Origin of the sequence: Pseudomonas sp. TH10 (genome assembly GCF_016651255.1) — a bacterium.
Lineage (GTDB): Bacteria > Pseudomonadota > Gammaproteobacteria > Pseudomonadales > Pseudomonadaceae > Aquipseudomonas.
The window spans coordinates 14,601-30,168 of record NZ_JAEKEG010000003.1 but is presented as its reverse complement, the minus strand read 5'-3'; the positions used below and the strand labels follow the sequence as shown (position 1 = coordinate 30,168).

At 57.6% G+C, this 15,568-nt stretch carries 15 protein-coding genes and 2 pseudogenes; all 17 read left to right on the top strand.

All coding sequences use genetic code 11. The annotated features are described in order from the left end of the window. Nucleotides 1–660 (top strand): annotated as a pseudogene (gene gidA / locus JFT80_RS00535) (tRNA uridine-5-carboxymethylaminomethyl(34) synthesis enzyme MnmG); the annotation flags it as partial. After that, complete coding sequence (gene rsmG, locus JFT80_RS00530; RefSeq protein WP_201146561.1) at nucleotides 657–1,301, top strand: 16S rRNA (guanine(527)-N(7))-methyltransferase RsmG; 645 nt, start codon at nucleotides 657–659, stop codon at nucleotides 1,299–1,301. The pseudogene gidA and the gene rsmG, both read left to right, overlap by 4 nt. A gap of 18 nt (nucleotides 1,302–1,319) precedes the next feature. Next, nucleotides 1,320–2,117 (top strand): ParA family protein, encoded by a 798-nt coding sequence (locus JFT80_RS00525; RefSeq protein WP_007911909.1) that lies wholly within the window; start codon nucleotides 1,320–1,322, stop codon nucleotides 2,115–2,117. Between the two features lie 9 nt (nucleotides 2,118–2,126). Next, on the top strand, nucleotides 2,127–2,999 hold the full coding sequence (locus tag JFT80_RS00520; RefSeq protein ID WP_064116543.1) for a ParB/RepB/Spo0J family partition protein: 873 nt from the start codon (nucleotides 2,127–2,129) through the stop codon (nucleotides 2,997–2,999). Nucleotides 3,000–3,147: 148 nt separating this feature from the next. Next, on the top strand, nucleotides 3,148–3,555 hold the full coding sequence (locus JFT80_RS00515; RefSeq protein WP_201146560.1) for a F0F1 ATP synthase subunit I: 408 nt from the start codon (nucleotides 3,148–3,150) through the stop codon (nucleotides 3,553–3,555). Nucleotides 3,556–3,571: 16 nt separating this feature from the next. Next, a complete protein-coding gene (gene atpB, locus JFT80_RS00510; protein ID WP_201146559.1) occupies nucleotides 3,572–4,441 on the top strand; it encodes a F0F1 ATP synthase subunit A in 870 nt (289 codons plus the stop codon). 133 nt (nucleotides 4,442–4,574) lie between these two features. After that, the gene (gene atpE, locus JFT80_RS00505) at nucleotides 4,575–4,832 is read left to right on the top strand and encodes a F0F1 ATP synthase subunit C (protein ID WP_003097235.1); all 258 of its coding nucleotides are present in this window, start codon (nucleotides 4,575–4,577) and stop codon (nucleotides 4,830–4,832) included. Nucleotides 4,833–4,886: 54 nt separating this feature from the next. Continuing rightward, nucleotides 4,887–5,357 carry a F0F1 ATP synthase subunit B gene (locus tag JFT80_RS00500; RefSeq protein ID WP_201146558.1) on the top strand — a complete coding sequence of 157 codons (471 nt, stop codon included), beginning with the start codon at nucleotides 4,887–4,889 and terminating at the stop codon, nucleotides 5,355–5,357. A 12-nt stretch (nucleotides 5,358–5,369) separates the two neighbouring features. Continuing rightward, complete coding sequence (locus tag JFT80_RS00495) at nucleotides 5,370–5,906, top strand: F0F1 ATP synthase subunit delta (protein WP_201146557.1); 537 nt, start codon at nucleotides 5,370–5,372, stop codon at nucleotides 5,904–5,906. A gap of 21 nt (nucleotides 5,907–5,927) precedes the next feature. After that, nucleotides 5,928–7,472, top strand: a complete 1,545-nt coding sequence (gene atpA, locus JFT80_RS00490; protein ID WP_016984064.1) for a F0F1 ATP synthase subunit alpha — start codon at nucleotides 5,928–5,930, stop codon at nucleotides 7,470–7,472. 50 nt (nucleotides 7,473–7,522) lie between these two features. Continuing rightward, nucleotides 7,523–8,383, top strand: coding sequence for a F0F1 ATP synthase subunit gamma (atpG, locus tag JFT80_RS00485; RefSeq protein ID WP_008084419.1), 861 nt, complete (start codon nucleotides 7,523–7,525; stop codon nucleotides 8,381–8,383). 27 nt (nucleotides 8,384–8,410) lie between these two features. Then, the gene (gene atpD, locus JFT80_RS00480; protein WP_016984062.1) at nucleotides 8,411–9,790 is read left to right on the top strand and encodes a F0F1 ATP synthase subunit beta; all 1,380 of its coding nucleotides are present in this window, start codon (nucleotides 8,411–8,413) and stop codon (nucleotides 9,788–9,790) included. A 45-nt stretch (nucleotides 9,791–9,835) separates the two neighbouring features. Continuing rightward, nucleotides 9,836–10,261 (top strand): F0F1 ATP synthase subunit epsilon, encoded by a 426-nt coding sequence (locus tag JFT80_RS00475; RefSeq protein WP_093429554.1) that lies wholly within the window; start codon nucleotides 9,836–9,838, stop codon nucleotides 10,259–10,261. A 118-nt stretch (nucleotides 10,262–10,379) separates the two neighbouring features. Continuing rightward, nucleotides 10,380–11,747, top strand: a complete 1,368-nt coding sequence (gene glmU, locus JFT80_RS00470) for a bifunctional UDP-N-acetylglucosamine diphosphorylase/glucosamine-1-phosphate N-acetyltransferase GlmU (RefSeq protein ID WP_201146556.1) — start codon at nucleotides 10,380–10,382, stop codon at nucleotides 11,745–11,747. Nucleotides 11,748–11,941: 194 nt separating this feature from the next. Next, a pseudogene (locus JFT80_RS00465) lies at nucleotides 11,942–12,717 on the top strand (DeoR/GlpR family DNA-binding transcription regulator). Between the two features lie 2 nt (nucleotides 12,718–12,719). Beyond that, a complete protein-coding gene (gene glmS / locus JFT80_RS00460; RefSeq protein WP_201146555.1) occupies nucleotides 12,720–14,552 on the top strand; it encodes a glutamine--fructose-6-phosphate transaminase (isomerizing) in 1,833 nt (610 codons plus the stop codon). 102 nt (nucleotides 14,553–14,654) lie between these two features. Further along, nucleotides 14,655–15,557 carry a LysR family transcriptional regulator gene (locus tag JFT80_RS00455; RefSeq protein WP_201146554.1) on the top strand — a complete coding sequence of 301 codons (903 nt, stop codon included), beginning with the start codon at nucleotides 14,655–14,657 and terminating at the stop codon, nucleotides 15,555–15,557. Nucleotides 15,558–15,568: the final 11 nt, after the last annotated feature.

Sequence of the window (15,568 nt, the reverse complement as noted above, 5' to 3'; positions counted from 1 at the left end):
GTATTGGTCGACGACCTGATAACCCTCGGTACCCAAGAGCCGTACCGCATGTTCACTTCGCGTGCCGAGTACCGCCTGATTCTGCGCGAGGACAACGCCGACCTGCGTCTGACCGAAAAAGGTCGCGAACTCGGTCTGGTCGATGACGCGCGTTGGGCGGCCTTCTGCAAGAAACGCGAAAGCATCGAACTCGAAGAACAGCGCCTGAAAAGCACTTGGGTTCGCCCGAATACGCAGCAGGGCGATGCGATTGCGGAAAAATTCGGCACACCGCTGACTCACGAATACAACTTGCTCAATCTCTTGAGTCGTCCGGAAATCGACTACGCTGGTCTGGTCGAAGTGACCGGCAACGGCGCTGAAGATCCACAGGTTGCCGAGCAGGTCGAAATCAAGACCAAATACGCCGGTTACATCGACCGTCAACAGGACGAAATCGCCCGTCTGCGCGCCAGTGAAGACACGAAATTGCCTGTGGATATCGATTACACCAACATTTCCGGTCTATCCAAGGAGATCCAGAGCAAACTTGGCGCGACTCGACCAGAGACGCTGGGCCAGGCTTCACGGATCCCGGGCGTGACCCCGGCAGCGATTTCGCTGTTGATGATTCATTTGAAAAAACGCGGCGCGGGCCGTCAGTTGGAGCAAAGCGCTTGAGTTCTAAGGTCACTTCGCAACACGCCGAAGAGTTATCCACAGGAGCCCGCGAGCTCGGTGTCAATCTCACTGAAACCCAGCACGAATTGCTGCTGGGTTATCTGGCCCTGTTGATCAAATGGAACCAGGCCTACAATCTCACGGCTGTGCGCGATCCGGACGAAATGGTCTCGCGGCATCTGCTCGATAGTCTGAGCGTGATGTCTTTCGTCCAAGACGGTCGCTGGCTCGACGTCGGCAGCGGCGGCGGGATGCCCGGCATCCCGTTGGCCATCCTGTATCCGGACTCGCAAGTGACCTGTCTGGACAGCAACGGCAAGAAAACCCGCTTCCTGACCCAGGTCAAACTCGAACTCAAACTGGATAACCTGCAAGTTATCCACAGCCGCGTCGAAGCGTTTCAGCCTGCACAGCCATTCAACGGGATCATTTCCCGGGCGTTCAGCAGCATGGAAAACTTCACCAACTGGACTCGCCACCTCGGCGATGCCGATACGCGCTGGCTGGCAATGAAGGGCGTTCATCCGGCCGATGAGCTGGTAGCATTGCCGGCAGACTTCAAACTCGATAGCGAACACGCCTTGGCCGTACCCGGTTGCCAAGGCCAACGCCATCTGCTGATACTGCGCCGCACGGCATGATTGGGAACACAAGCAAGAATGGCTAAGGTATTCGCGATAGCGAACCAAAAGGGTGGTGTGGGCAAGACCACCACCTGCATCAACCTCGCAGCATCCCTGGTCGCGACCAAGCGCCGGGTGCTGTTGATCGATCTCGATCCACAGGGCAACGCCACCATGGGTAGCGGTGTGGATAAACACGGTCTGGAAAACTCGGTCTACGACCTGCTGATCGGCGAATGCGATCTGGCTCAGGCCATGCACTACTCCGAGCACGGTGGTTATCAACTGCTGCCGGCCAACCGCGACCTGACCGCCGCCGAAGTGGTTTTGCTGGAAATGCAGATGAAGGAAAGCCGTCTGCGCAGCGCGCTGGCGCCGATCCGCGAAAATTACGATTACATTTTGATCGACTGCCCGCCGTCGCTGTCGATGCTCACGTTGAACGCACTGGTTGCCGCTGACGGGGTGATTATCCCCATGCAGTGCGAATACTTTGCGCTCGAAGGTTTGAGCGATCTTGTGGATAACATCAAGCGCATCGCTGAACTGCTGAACCCGAACCTGAAGGTCGAAGGTCTGTTGCGGACCATGTACGACCCGCGCCTGAGCCTGATGAACGATGTTTCGGCGCAGCTCAAGGAACACTTCGGCGAGCAGCTGTACGACACGGTGATCCCGCGCAACATCCGCCTGGCCGAAGCGCCGAGCTACGGCATGCCGGCACTGGCCTACGACAAGCAATCGCGTGGCGCGCTGGCCTACCTGGCTCTGGCGGGCGAGATGGTTCGCCGTCAGCGCAAAAATTCACGCATCGCCGCCGCTCAGGCAACTTAAGGAATCCCCATGGCCGTCAAGAAACGAGGTCTCGGACGTGGACTGGATGCACTGCTGAGTGGTCCGACCGTCAGCGCGCTGGAAGAACAAGCCGCGCAAGCTGACACCCGTGAATTGCAGCATCTGCCGCTGGATCTGCTCCAGCGCGGCAAATACCAGCCGCGCCGGGACATGGATCCGCAGGCGCTGGAAGAGTTGGCGCTGTCGATAAAGGCACAAGGCGTGATGCAGCCAATCGTGGTTCGCCCGATTGGTGGTGGTCGCTTTGAAATCATCGCCGGTGAACGCCGCTGGCGCGCAAGCCAGCAAGCCGGGCAGGAAACCATCCCGGCAATGGTGCGCGACGTACCGGATGAAACCGCGATCGCCATTGCGCTGATCGAGAATATCCAGCGCGAAGATCTCAATCCGATTGAGGAAGCGGTCGCCCTGCAACGTTTGCAGCAGGAATTCCAGCTGACTCAGCAACAAGTTGCCGAGGCTGTGGGTAAGTCCCGCGTCACCGTAGCCAACCTGTTGCGTCTGATTGCGCTGCCGGAAGTAATCAAGACCATGCTGTCGCATGGCGATCTGGAAATGGGTCATGCCCGTGCTTTGCTGGGTTTGCCGGACAATCAGCAGGTGGAAGGGGCGCGACATGTTGTCGCACGCGGCCTGACCGTTCGCCAAACTGAAGCACTGGTTCGCCAGTGGTTGAGTGGCAAACCGGAGCCTGTGGAAGCGACCAAACCGGACCCGGATATCGCCCGTCTAGAACAGCGTCTGGCCGAGCGCCTAGGCTCTGCGGTGCAGATTCGCCACGGCAAGAAGGGAAAGGGGCAGTTGGTGATCGGTTACAACTCTCTCGATGAGCTTCAAGGTGTGCTCGCGCACATCCGCTGAAACATTTCCTCATGTAGCGCGCAGTCGGAAATCACTACCTGACAGTTGAATAGGGGCAGAACCGCCCCTATACTCTGCGCGCATTTTGTCGGCACAAATTATGCCAAGTTATTGAATTCTGGCAGCCGACCATTGGAGAGCAAAAGTGATGGAAAGCCGCACGCCAAACCGCCTGCCGTTCCATCGCCTGGCGGTTTTTCCGGTGTTATTGGCTCAATTTGTCATTTTGTTCATTGCCGCTTTGGCGCTCTGGCAATGGCACGGAGTCGTTGCCGGGTACTCGGGACTTTGCGGAGGCCTGATAGCCTTGCTGCCCAATGTTTATTTCGCTCATAAGGCATTTCGGTTTTCCGGCGCCCGAGCAGCCCAGTCCATCGTCCGGTCTTTTTATGCCGGCGAGGCAGGCAAACTGATTTTGACAGCAGTGCTTTTTGCGCTGGTGTTTGCAGGTGTGAAGCCACTGGCGCCGATAGCTGTATTCGGCGTGTTCGTGCTGACTCAGTCGGTCAGCTGGTTCGCTCCCCTGCTGATGAGAACAAGACTTTCGAGACCTTAGGGCGTTTGAGGCAACCATGGCAGAAACAACCGCTTCGGGCTATATCCAGCACCACTTGCAGAACCTGACCTTCGGTCAGCTACCTAACGGCGGCTGGGGCTTTGCCCATACCGCAGCAGAAGCCAAAGAAATGGGCTTCTGGGCTTTCCACGTCGATACTCTCGGCTGGTCGGTCGCGTTGGGTCTGATCTTCGTACTTCTTTTCCGCATGGCGGCAAAGAAAGCGACTTCGGGTCAGCCGGGTGCTTTGCAGAACTTCGTTGAAGTATTGGTCGAATTCGTCGATGGCAGCGTGAAAGACAGCTTCCATGGCCGTAGCCCGGTGATCGCACCGCTGGCACTGACCATCTTCGTCTGGGTCTTCCTGATGAACGCCGTCGACCTGATCCCGGTTGACTGGATTCCTCAGCTGGCCATCCTGATCACGGGTGATGCGCACATTCCTTTCCGTGCCGTGTCGACTACCGACCCGAACGCGACGCTGGGTATGGCGCTCTCGGTTTTCGCACTGATCATTTTCTACAGCATCAAGGTCAAGGGCATCGGCGGCTTCATCGGCGAACTGACCCTGCACCCGTTCGGCAGCAAGAACGTCTTTGTTCAAGCCCTGCTGATCCCGGTGAACTTCCTGCTGGAATTCGTGACCCTGATCGCTAAACCGATCTCTCTGGCTCTGCGTCTGTTCGGCAACATGTATGCCGGTGAGCTGGTGTTCATTCTGATCGCTGTGATGTTCGGCAGCGGTCTGCTCTGGCTGAGCGGCCTGGGCGTTGTTCTGCAGTGGGCTTGGGCTGTGTTCCACATCCTGATCATCACCCTGCAGGCGTTCATCTTCATGATGCTGACCATCGTTTACCTGTCGATGGCGCACGAAGAAAACCATTAAGACCAGTCTCGACTAGTCTGATGTCCTTCCCGGTCAAACGGGAAGGGGCTCTTCACAGGGCACCTGAAACGATTTGTTTTACCGCTTTAATCTAAAAAACCTAAACCATACGACGTAAAAGTCGGGAGGAAAGATGGAAACTGTAGTTGGTCTAACCGCTATCGCTGTTGCACTGTTGATCGGCCTGGGCGCACTGGGTACCGCAATTGGTTTCGGCCTGCTGGGCGGCAAGTTCCTGGAAGGCGCAGCGCGTCAGCCAGAAATGGTTCCAATGCTGCAAGTTAAAATGTTCATCGTTGCCGGTCTGCTCGACGCCGTAACCATGATCGGTGTTGGTATCGCTCTGTTCTTCACCTTTGCGAACCCGTTCGTTGGTCAGATCGCTGGCTAATTACTCGCCTTCGAGTAATTGGTGTGATGTGCAACGAACGAGCGAGGTGTTGGCGTGAACATTAATGCAACCCTGATTGGCCAGTCCGTTGCGTTCTTCATTTTTGTACTGTTTTGCATGAAGTTCGTGTGGCCTCCGGTCATCGCGGCTTTGCACGAACGTCAGAAGAAGATCGCGGATGGTCTGGACGCTGCCAGCCGAGCAGCTCGCGACCTGGAGTTGGCCCAAGAAAAAGCGGGTCAGCAACTGCGCGAAGCGAAAGCTCAGGCAGCTGAAATCATCGAGCAAGCCAAGAAACGCGGTAACCAGATCGTTGAAGAGGCTGTTGAAAAAGCCCGTATCGACGCTGACCGTGTGAAGGTTCAGGCTCAAGCCGAGATCGAACAGGAACTGAACAGTGTCAAAGACAAGCTGCGCGCCCAAGTGGGCATGCTGGCTGTCGGCGGCGCCGAGAAGATCCTGGGTGCCACAATCGATCAAAACGCGCACGCAGAGCTGGTAAACAAACTGGCTACTGAAATCTAAGCGAGGGCGATCATGGCAGAACTGACCACGTTGGCCCGACCTTACGCTAAGGCGGCCTTCGAGCACGCTCAGGCCCACCAGCAACTGGCCAATTGGTCAGCCATGCTCGGCCTGGCTGCAGCAGTGTCGCAAGACGACACCATGCAGCGCGTGCTCAAGGCCCCGCGACTGACGAGCGCAGAAAAGGCCGCCACGTTTATTGACGTGTGCGGCGACAAGTTTGATGTGAAGGCACAGAACTTCATCAACGTCGTTGCCGAAAACGACCGTCTCCCGCTTCTGCCGGAGATTGCCGCTCTTTTCGACCTGTACAAGGCCGAGCAAGAGAAATCGGTAGACGTTGAAGTGACCAGTGCTTTTGCATTGAACCAAGAACAGCAAGACAAACTCGCCAAGGTTCTCAGTGCACGACTCAACCGGGAAGTGCGCCTGCAAGTCGAGGAAGACAAATCCCTTATTGGGGGCGTTGTCATCCGCGCCGGCGACCTGGTTATCGATGGCTCGATTCGCGGCAAAATCGCGAAACTTGCCGAAGCATTGAAATCTTGAGTTTGAAGGGGCAGCAGAGCAATGCAGCAACTCAATCCTTCCGAAATAAGTGAAATTATCAAGGGCCGCATCGACAAGCTCGATGTGACCTCCCAAGCCCGTAACGAAGGCACTGTCGTCAGCGTATCTGACGGCATCGTGCGGATTCACGGTCTGGCCGACGTAATGTACGGCGAGATGATCGAGTTTCCGGGCGGCGTCTACGGTATGGCCCTCAACCTGGAGCAAGACTCCGTAGGTGCCGTTGTTTTGGGTGCTTACCAGTCTCTGGCTGAAGGCATGAGCGCCAAGTGCACCGGCCGCATCCTCGAAGTTCCTGTTGGTAAGGAACTGCTGGGTCGCGTTGTCGACGCACTGGGTAACCCTGTTGACGGCAAAGGTCCACTGGGCAACACCGAGACCGACGCGGTCGAGAAAGTTGCTCCAGGCGTGATCTGGCGTAAGTCGGTAGACCAGCCTGTACAGACTGGCTACAAGGCTGTCGATGCCATGATCCCTGTCGGCCGTGGCCAGCGTGAGCTGATCATCGGTGACCGTCAGATCGGTAAAACCGCTCTGGCGATCGACGCGATCATCAACCAGAAAGACAGCGGCATTTTCTGCGTCTACGTAGCAATCGGTCAGAAGCAATCGACCATCGCCAACGTGGTTCGCAAGCTGGAAGAAAACGGCGCCCTGGCCAACACGATCATCGTGGCTGCCAGTGCTTCGGAATCTCCTGCGCTGCAATTCCTGGCACCGTACTCCGGTTGCACCATGGGTGAATTCTTCCGCGACCGCGGTGAAGACGCGCTGATCGTTTATGACGATCTGTCCAAGCAAGCAGTGGCTTATCGCCAGATTTCCCTGCTGCTGCGCCGTCCACCAGGCCGTGAAGCTTACCCAGGCGACGTGTTCTATCTCCACTCCCGTCTGCTGGAGCGCGCATCCCGCGTTTCGGAAGAGTACGTAGAGAAGTTCACCAACGGCGCAGTGACCGGCAAAACCGGTTCCCTGACCGCACTGCCGATCATCGAAACCCAGGCTGGCGACGTTTCCGCGTTCGTTCCGACCAACGTGATTTCCATCACTGACGGTCAGATCTTCCTGGAATCGGCCATGTTCAACTCGGGCATCCGCCCAGCAGTGAACGCCGGTGTTTCGGTATCCCGTGTGGGTGGTGCCGCTCAGACCAAGATCATCAAGAAGCTCTCCGGTGGTATCCGTACCGCTCTGGCTCAGTACCGTGAACTGGCGGCATTCGCCCAGTTCGCTTCTGACCTGGACGAAGCGACCCGTAAGCAACTTGAGCATGGTCAGCGCGTTACCGAGCTGATGAAGCAGAAGCAATACGCACCAATGTCGATCGCTGACATGGCGCTGTCGCTGTATGCCGCTGAGCGTGGGTTCCTGACTGACATTGAAATCGCCAAGATCGGCAGCTTCGAACAAGCGCTGATTGCTTTCTTCAACCGCGATCACGCCGATTTGATGGCCAAGATCAACGTTAAAGGTGACTTCAATGACGAAATCGACGCTGGCATGAAAGCCGGTATCGAGAAGTTCAAGGCCACCCAAACCTGGTAAGCCGCAGCGGGAGCCGCGAGGCTCCCGCTTGCTAACCTGATAGGTGTTACATGGCAGGCGCAAAAGAGATTCGCAGTAAGATTGCGAGCATCAAAAGCACGCAAAAGATTACCAGCGCCATGGAAAAAGTGGCGGTCAGCAAAATGCGCAAGGCACAAATGCGCATGGCTGCTAGCCGTCCTTATGCGGAGCGTATCCGCCAGGTTATTGGGCATCTGGCCAACGCCAACCCGGAATACCGCCACCCGTTCATGATCGACCGCGCTATCAAGCGTGTCGGTTATGTCGTTGTGAGCAGTGACCGTGGTTTGTGCGGCGGCTTGAATACCAACCTGTTCAAGGCCCTGGTCAAGGACATGGCGGTAAACCGCGAAAACGGCGTCGAGATTGATCTCTGTGTCGTTGGTAGCAAGGGTGCGGCCTTTTTCCGTAACTTCGGCGGTAACGTCGTTGCAGCTATCAGCCACCTGGGTGAAGAGCCGTCGATCAATGATCTGATCGGCAGCGTCAAGGTGATGCTGGATGCCTACCTGGACGGCCGTATTGACCGCCTGTCCGTGGTGTCCAACAAGTTCATCAACACCATGACGCAACAGCCTACCGTGGAGCAGTTGATTCCATTGGTGGCGACCCCGGATCAGGATCTCAAGCACCACTGGGATTATCTGTACGAACCGGATGCCAAAGAGCTGCTTGATGGCTTGATGGTCCGTTACGTCGAGTCGCAGGTCTACCAGGCGGTGGTCGAGAACAACGCGGCTGAACAAGCTGCGCGGATGATCGCGATGAAGAACGCTACCGACAACGCCGGTGATTTGATCAGCGATTTGCAGCTGATCTACAACAAGGCGCGTCAGGCTGCGATCACCCAAGAGATCTCGGAAATCGTCGGCGGCGCTGCCGCGGTTTAACGGTTCAAATATTCAGAGGATCCAGCTATGAGTAGCGGACGTATCGTTCAAATCATCGGCGCCGTTATCGACGTGGAATTTCCACGCGACAGCGTACCGAGCATCTACAACGCTTTGAAAGTTAAAAGCGATGCCGGCACCACTCTGGAAGTTCAGCAACAGCTGGGCGACGGCGTGGTTCGTACCATTGCGATGGGTTCCACCGAGGGCTTGAAGCGCGGTCTGGAAGTTACCGATTCTGGCGCAGCCATTTCCGTACCGGTCGGTAAAGCGACCCTGGGCCGGATCATGGACGTCCTCGGTAACCCGATCGACGAAGCTGGCCCGATCGACACCGAAGAGCGCTGGGGCATTCACCGTCCAGCACCTTCGTTCGCTGAACAGGCAGGCGGCAACGACCTGCTGGAAACCGGCATCAAGGTTATCGACCTGGTTTGCCCGTTTGCCAAAGGCGGTAAAGTCGGTCTGTTCGGTGGTGCCGGTGTAGGCAAAACCGTAAACATGATGGAACTGATCCGTAACATCGCCATCGAGCACAGCGGTTATTCCGTGTTCGCTGGTGTGGGCGAGCGTACCCGTGAGGGTAACGACTTCTACCACGAGATGAAGGACTCCAACGTTCTGGACAAAGTGGCACTGGTTTACGGTCAGATGAACGAGCCGCCGGGTAACCGTCTGCGCGTAGCACTGACCGGCCTGACCATGGCCGAGAAGTTCCGTGACGAAGGTAACGACGTTCTGCTGTTCGTCGACAACATCTATCGTTACACCCTGGCCGGTACTGAAGTATCCGCACTGCTGGGCCGTATGCCTTCTGCAGTAGGTTACCAGCCGACTCTGGCTGAAGAGATGGGCGTTCTGCAAGAACGTATCACTTCGACCAAAGAAGGTTCGATCACCTCGATCCAAGCGGTATACGTACCTGCGGATGACTTGACCGACCCGTCGCCAGCGACCACCTTCGCCCACTTGGACGCCACCGTCGTTCTGTCCCGTGACATCGCCTCCCTGGGTATCTACCCAGCGGTAGATCCACTGGATTCGACTTCGCGCCAGCTGGATCCGAACGTAATCGGCCAGGACCACTACGACACCGCTCGCGGCGTTCAGTACGTTCTGCAACGTTACAAAGAGCTGAAGGACATCATCGCGATCCTGGGTATGGACGAGCTGTCGGAAGCCGACAAGCAGTTGGTAAACCGTGCTCGTAAGATCCAGCGCTTCTTGTCGCAGCCGTTCTTCGTGGCTGAAGTCTTCACCGGTGCCTCGGGTAAATACGTTTCCCTGAAAGACACCATTGCTGGCTTCAAAGGCATCCTCAACGGTGACTACGACCACCTGCCAGAACAAGCGTTCTACATGGTTGGCGGCATCGAAGAAGCGATCGAGAAAGCCAAGAAACTGTAATCCCGGCGCCCGGCAACGGGCGCTAATTTAGGTTGAGGCAATCAGATGGCTATGACAGTCCATTGCGATATCGTCAGCGCGGAAGGGGAAATCTTTTCCGGCCTGGTCGAGATGGTGATTGCGCACGGTGCACTGGGTGATCTTGGTATCGCTCTGGGTCACGCGCCGCTGATCACTAATCTCAAGCCGGGTCCGATCCGCCTGATCAAGCAAGGCGGGGAAGCCGAGGTGTTCTACATCTCCGGTGGTTTCCTCGAGGTTCAGCCGAACATGGTCAAGGTTCTTGCCGACACTGTGCAACGTGCTGCCGACCTGGATGAAGCCTCCGCTCAGCAAGCCGTTCAGGCTGCCGAGAAGGCATTGCATGAACGTGGCGCAGAGTTCGACTACGGAGCTGCGTCCGCACGTCTGGCCGAGGCTGCAGCTCAGCTGCGCACCGTCCAGCAGATCCGCAAGAAGTTTGGCGGTTAATCCGTCAGCCGCTTGTTGTGCGATTGATAAAAAAGGGTAGCCTCGGCTACCCTTTTTTCTATTCTGAATTCTACAAACCCGGTCGCAGTCGCTGACCACCCAGGATTGGTAGCCAGTCATGTCTCTCGAAATCGTTATCCTCGCGGCCGGTCAAGGCACTCGTATGCGTTCGGCTCTGCCGAAGGTGTTGCACCCGATTGCCGGCAATTCCATGTTGGGCCATGTTATCCACAGCGCCCGGCAACTTGATCCACAGCGCATCCATGTGGTCATCGGCCACGGAGCCGATGTGGTGCGTGAACGCCTGGCGGCCGACGATCTGAATTTCGTCTTGCAGGACAAACAACTGGGCACCGGTCACGCCACTGCTCAGGCGGTGCCGTTCATCACTGCCGACACCGTGTTGATCCTTTACGGTGATGTGCCGCTGATCGAAGTCGAAACCCTGCAACGCCTGCTCAAACAGGTCGTTCCTGGTCAGATGGGCTTGCTCACCGTTGAACTGGACGATCCAACGGGCTACGGCCGCATCGTTCGTGACGCGCACGGTAAGGTCACCGCCATCGTTGAGCATAAAGATGCCAGCGAAGCGCAACGCGCAATCACTGAAGGCAACACCGGCATTCTCGCGGTACCGGCCAATCGTCTGGCCGACTGGATGAGCCGGCTGTCGAACAACAATGCTCAGGGCGAGTACTACCTGACCGACGTGATCGAAATGGCGGTCAACGATGGTCTGGTGGTGGCCACCGAGCAACCGCATGACGCGATGGAAGTGCAGGGCGCCAACGATCGCAAGCAACTCTCCGAGCTGGAGCGTCATTACCAGTTGCGCGCTGGCCGCCGTTTGATGGCCCAAGGCGTCACCCTGCGTGATCCGGCGCGCTTCGATGTGCGTGGCGAAGTGACCGTTGGTCGCGATGTGCTGATCGACATCAACGTGATTCTCGAGGGTAACGTTGTCATCGAGGACGACGTGGTGATCGGGCCGAACTGCGTAATCAAGGACAGCACGCTGCGTAAGGGGGTGGTGATCAAAGCCAATAGTCATATCGACGGCGCGATCATGGGTGAGGGCAGCGATGCCGGCCCGTTTGCGCGTCTGCGTCCGGGCACGGTGCTCGAAGCACGCGCGCATGTGGGTAACTTTGTTGAGCTGAAAAATGCCCACATGGGTGAAGGCGCCAAGGCTGGGCACCTGACGTATCTGGGCGATGCCGAAATCGGTGCGCGCACCAACATCGGCGCGGGCACTATCACCTGCAACTACGATGGCGCCAACAAGTGGAAAACCGTGTTGGGCGCGGACGTGTTCATTGGCTCCAACAATTCGTTGGTTGCGCCTGTGGATATCTCCGACGGCGCGACAACGGCGGCCGGTTCGACGATTACGCAGAATGTGGATAACGCACAGTTGGCGGTCGGCCGTGCGCGGCAGAAGAACATAGACGGCTGGAAGCGACCGGAGAAAATCAAGAAACCGTAAGTTATCCACAGTTCCCGTAGGAGCTGCCGAAGGCTGCGACCTTTTGATCTTGAAAAATCAACGGCAAACGATCGCAGCCTGCGTCAGCTCCTACGCGGTTATCCACAGAACTTTTTATCTCCACCCGCTTGACGAAGTTTAAGTAATAGGTTTTGATTGCTTTCGTTATCTTTCGAATCGAAACTTACCAAGTCATGTCAAAGCGCAATACCCCCAACGCCGTCACAACATCCTCGCCTTGCTCAACGTGCAGGGCGAAGTGAGTGTGGACGAATTGGCCAAGCGTTTCGAAACCTCGGAAGTTACGATTCGCAAGGATCTTGCCGCGCTTGAAAGCAATGGTCTCCTGCTGCGCCGTTACGGTGGAGCAATCACCATGCCTCAGGAACTGGTGGCCGACATTGGCCTGCCGGTTTCCAAATACAAGCAGGCCGTCGCCCGCGCCGCCGTCTCGCGAATTCGCGAGCATGCGCGAATCATCATCGACAGTGGCAGCACCACTGCGGCAATGATCCCGGAACTCGGACAACAACCGGGTCTGGTCGTGATGACCAACTCGCTGCATGTCGCCAGTGCTTTAAACGAACTGGAACACGAACCGGTGTTGTTGATGACCGGCGGCACTTGGGATCCGCATTCGGAATCCTTTCAGGGCCAGGTCGCCGAGCAAGTACTACGCTCTTACGACTTCGATCAGTTGTTCATCGGCGCCGATGGCATCGATCTGGTACGCGGCACCACGACCTTCAATGAATTGCTCGGTTTGAGCCGGGTCATGGCGGACGTGGCGCGGGAAGTCATCGTCATGGTCGAGGCCGACAAGATCGGCCGCAAGATTCCCAATCTGGAGCTGCCATGGAGCAGCGTCCATACCCTAATTACCGATGATCGCCTGCCTCTTGAGGCCCGCGATCAGATTCAGGCCCGCGGTATCAACTTGATTTGTGCGGCTGTCAGTCAGGAGAAATAAGCATGTGTGGAATTGTCGGCGCAGTTGCTGAACGTAACATCACCGCCATTTTGCTCGAAGGCCTCAAGCGCCTCGAGTACCGTGGCTATGACAGCGCGGGTGTGGCGGTTTACACCAACGAGGAAACCCTCGAGCGCATGCGTCGTCCGGGCAAGGTCAGTGAACTCGAAGCCGCATTGGCCGAGCATCCACTGGTCGGTCGTCTCGGCATTGCCCACACCCGCTGGGCCACCCACGGCGCGCCGTGCGAACGTAACGCCCACCCGCATTTCTCCGGCGACATCGCCGTGGTGCACAACGGCATCATCGAAAACCACGAAGCTTTGCGTGAACAACTGAAAGCGCTGGGTTACGTGTTCACGTCGGACACCGACACTGAAGTCATCGCCCACCTGCTCAACCACAAACTCAAGGATCAGCCAGACCTGACCGTCGCACTCAAAGCGACCGTCCAGGAACTGCACGGTGCCTACGGCTTGGCCGTGATCAACGCCAAGCAACCTGATCGTCTGGTTGCCGCCCGCAGTGGCAGCCCGTTGGTGATCGGCCTGGGTCTGGGCGAGAACTTCCTCGCGTCCGACCAACTGGCGTTGCGTCAGGTTACTGACCGCTTCATGTATTTGGAAGAGGGCGATATCGCCGAAATTCGCCGCGATAACGTGCAGATCTGGGATGTCGATGGCAAATCTGTCGAGCGCCAGACCGTGCAATACACCGACGGTGCGGAAGCCGCCGACAAAGGTGAATTCCGTCACTACATGCTCAAGGAAATCCACGAGCAACCGGCCGTTGTACAGCGCACCCTCGAAGGTCGCCTGAGCAACGATCAAGTGCTGGTTCAAGCCTTCGGCCCACAAGCCGCCGAGCTGTTCGCCAAAGTCCGTAACGTGCAGATCGTCGCCTGCGGCACCAGCTACCACGCCGGCATGGTCGCCCGTTACTGGCTGGAAGAACTGGCCGGCATTCCGTGCCAGGTCGAAGTCGCCAGCGAATTCCGCTACCGCAAAGTCGTGGTGCAGCCCGACACCCTGTTCGTGACCATCTCGCAGTCCGGCGAAACCGCCGACACCCTGGCCGCCCTGCGCAACGCCAAAGAGCTGGGCTTCCTCGCCAGCCTGGCGATCTGCAACGTCGGCATCAGCTCGCTGGTGCGTGAATCCGACCTGACCCTGCTGACCCAGGCCGGCCGCGAAATCGGCGTTGCTTCGACCAAAGCCTTCACCACGCAACTGGTTGGCCTGTTGTTGCTGACCCTGTCGCTTGGCCAGGTTCGCGGCACCTTGGCCAAAGGCGTAGAAGCCACATTGGTCGAAGAACTGCGTCGCCTGCCAACCCGCCTCGGCGAAGCGCTGGCGATGGACAGCACCGTGGAAAAAATCGCCGAACTGTTCGCCGAGAAAAACCACACCCTGTTCCTCGGTCGCGGTGCGCAGTTCCCGGTAGCGATGGAAGGTGCCTTGAAACTCAAGGAAATCTCCTACATCCACGCCGAAGCCTACCCGGCCGGCGAGTTGAAACACGGCCCACTGGCGCTTGTGGATAACGACATGCCAGTGGTCACCGTTGCGCCAAACAACGAGCTGCTGGAAAAGCTCAAGTCCAATCTGCAGGAAGTCCGCGCCCGTGGCGGCGAACTGATCGTCTTCGCCGACGAGAAAGCCGGGATGACCAACGGCGAAGGCACTCACGTGGTGCAGATGCCGCACATCCACGACATCCTCTCGCCGATCCTCTACACCATCCCGCTGCAGTTGCTGTCGTACTACGTTGCTGTGCTGAAAGGCACGGACGTGGATCAGCCGCGTAATTTGGCGAAGTCGGTGACCGTGGAATAAGTTATCCACAACCTGGTGAGAACTTAAGATCGCATCCATCGAGCTCTTGTAGGAGCTGCCGAAGGCTGCGATCTTTTGCTTTTAACAAAGAGCAAACCTTCCATGGATCGCTTCCAGGAAATGCAGGTATTCGCCGCCGTCGCCCAAGCCCAGGGCTTTTCGGCGGCAGCGCGGCATTTGGGTATGTCGGCAGCCAGCGTCACTCGCGCAGTCGCCGCGTTGGAGAAGCGCATCGGCACGCAGCTGCTCACGCGCACCACCCGCAGTGTCCATCTCACTGAGGCCGGTCAGCGTTTTCTGGAGGATTGCCGGAGGATTCTCGCCGAGGTGCAGGAAGCTGAGGATTCGGCGGCGGGCAGTCATGCCGAGCCGCGTGGGCAATTGACGGTGACGGCGCCGGTGCTGTTCGGCGATCTTTTTGTCACACCGATCATGGTGAGTTACCTGACGCGGTTTCCTGAAGTCAGCATCAACGCTTTACTGGTTGATCGAATCGTCAGCATGGTCGAGGAGGGTGTTGATGTCGCCGTGCGCATCGGCGAGCTGGCCGACAGTAATCACCATGCTATTGGGGTGGGTGAGGTTCGCCGGGTCATCTGTGCGTCGCCGTCCTTTCTCCAGGCTCACGGCCGCCCGGTGCACCCGCAGGATCTTGCCCAAGTGCCGGTCATTGCGACTTCCGCGACAGGGCTGCAACGCAATTGGCCATTCCTCGACGCCGGCAATTCGCTGAGCGTGCGTCTGGAACCGCGGCTGACGGTGACGGCTAATCAGGCCGCAATCAGTGCGGCTTGCCTGGGGCTGGGTCTCACTCGGGTGCTTTCCTACCAGGTGGCGAATCAGGTCAAAGCAGGTGAGCTGGAAGTTGTGCTCGCGGAGTTCGAACTGCCACCGCTGCCCATTCATGTCGTCTACCAGGGCGGCCGTAAGGCACCGGCGCGCATTCGCGGCTTCGTGGATTTTGCAGTCAATGAACTGCGCGAACATCCGTCCCTGCGTCGCTGAATTATTGCTCT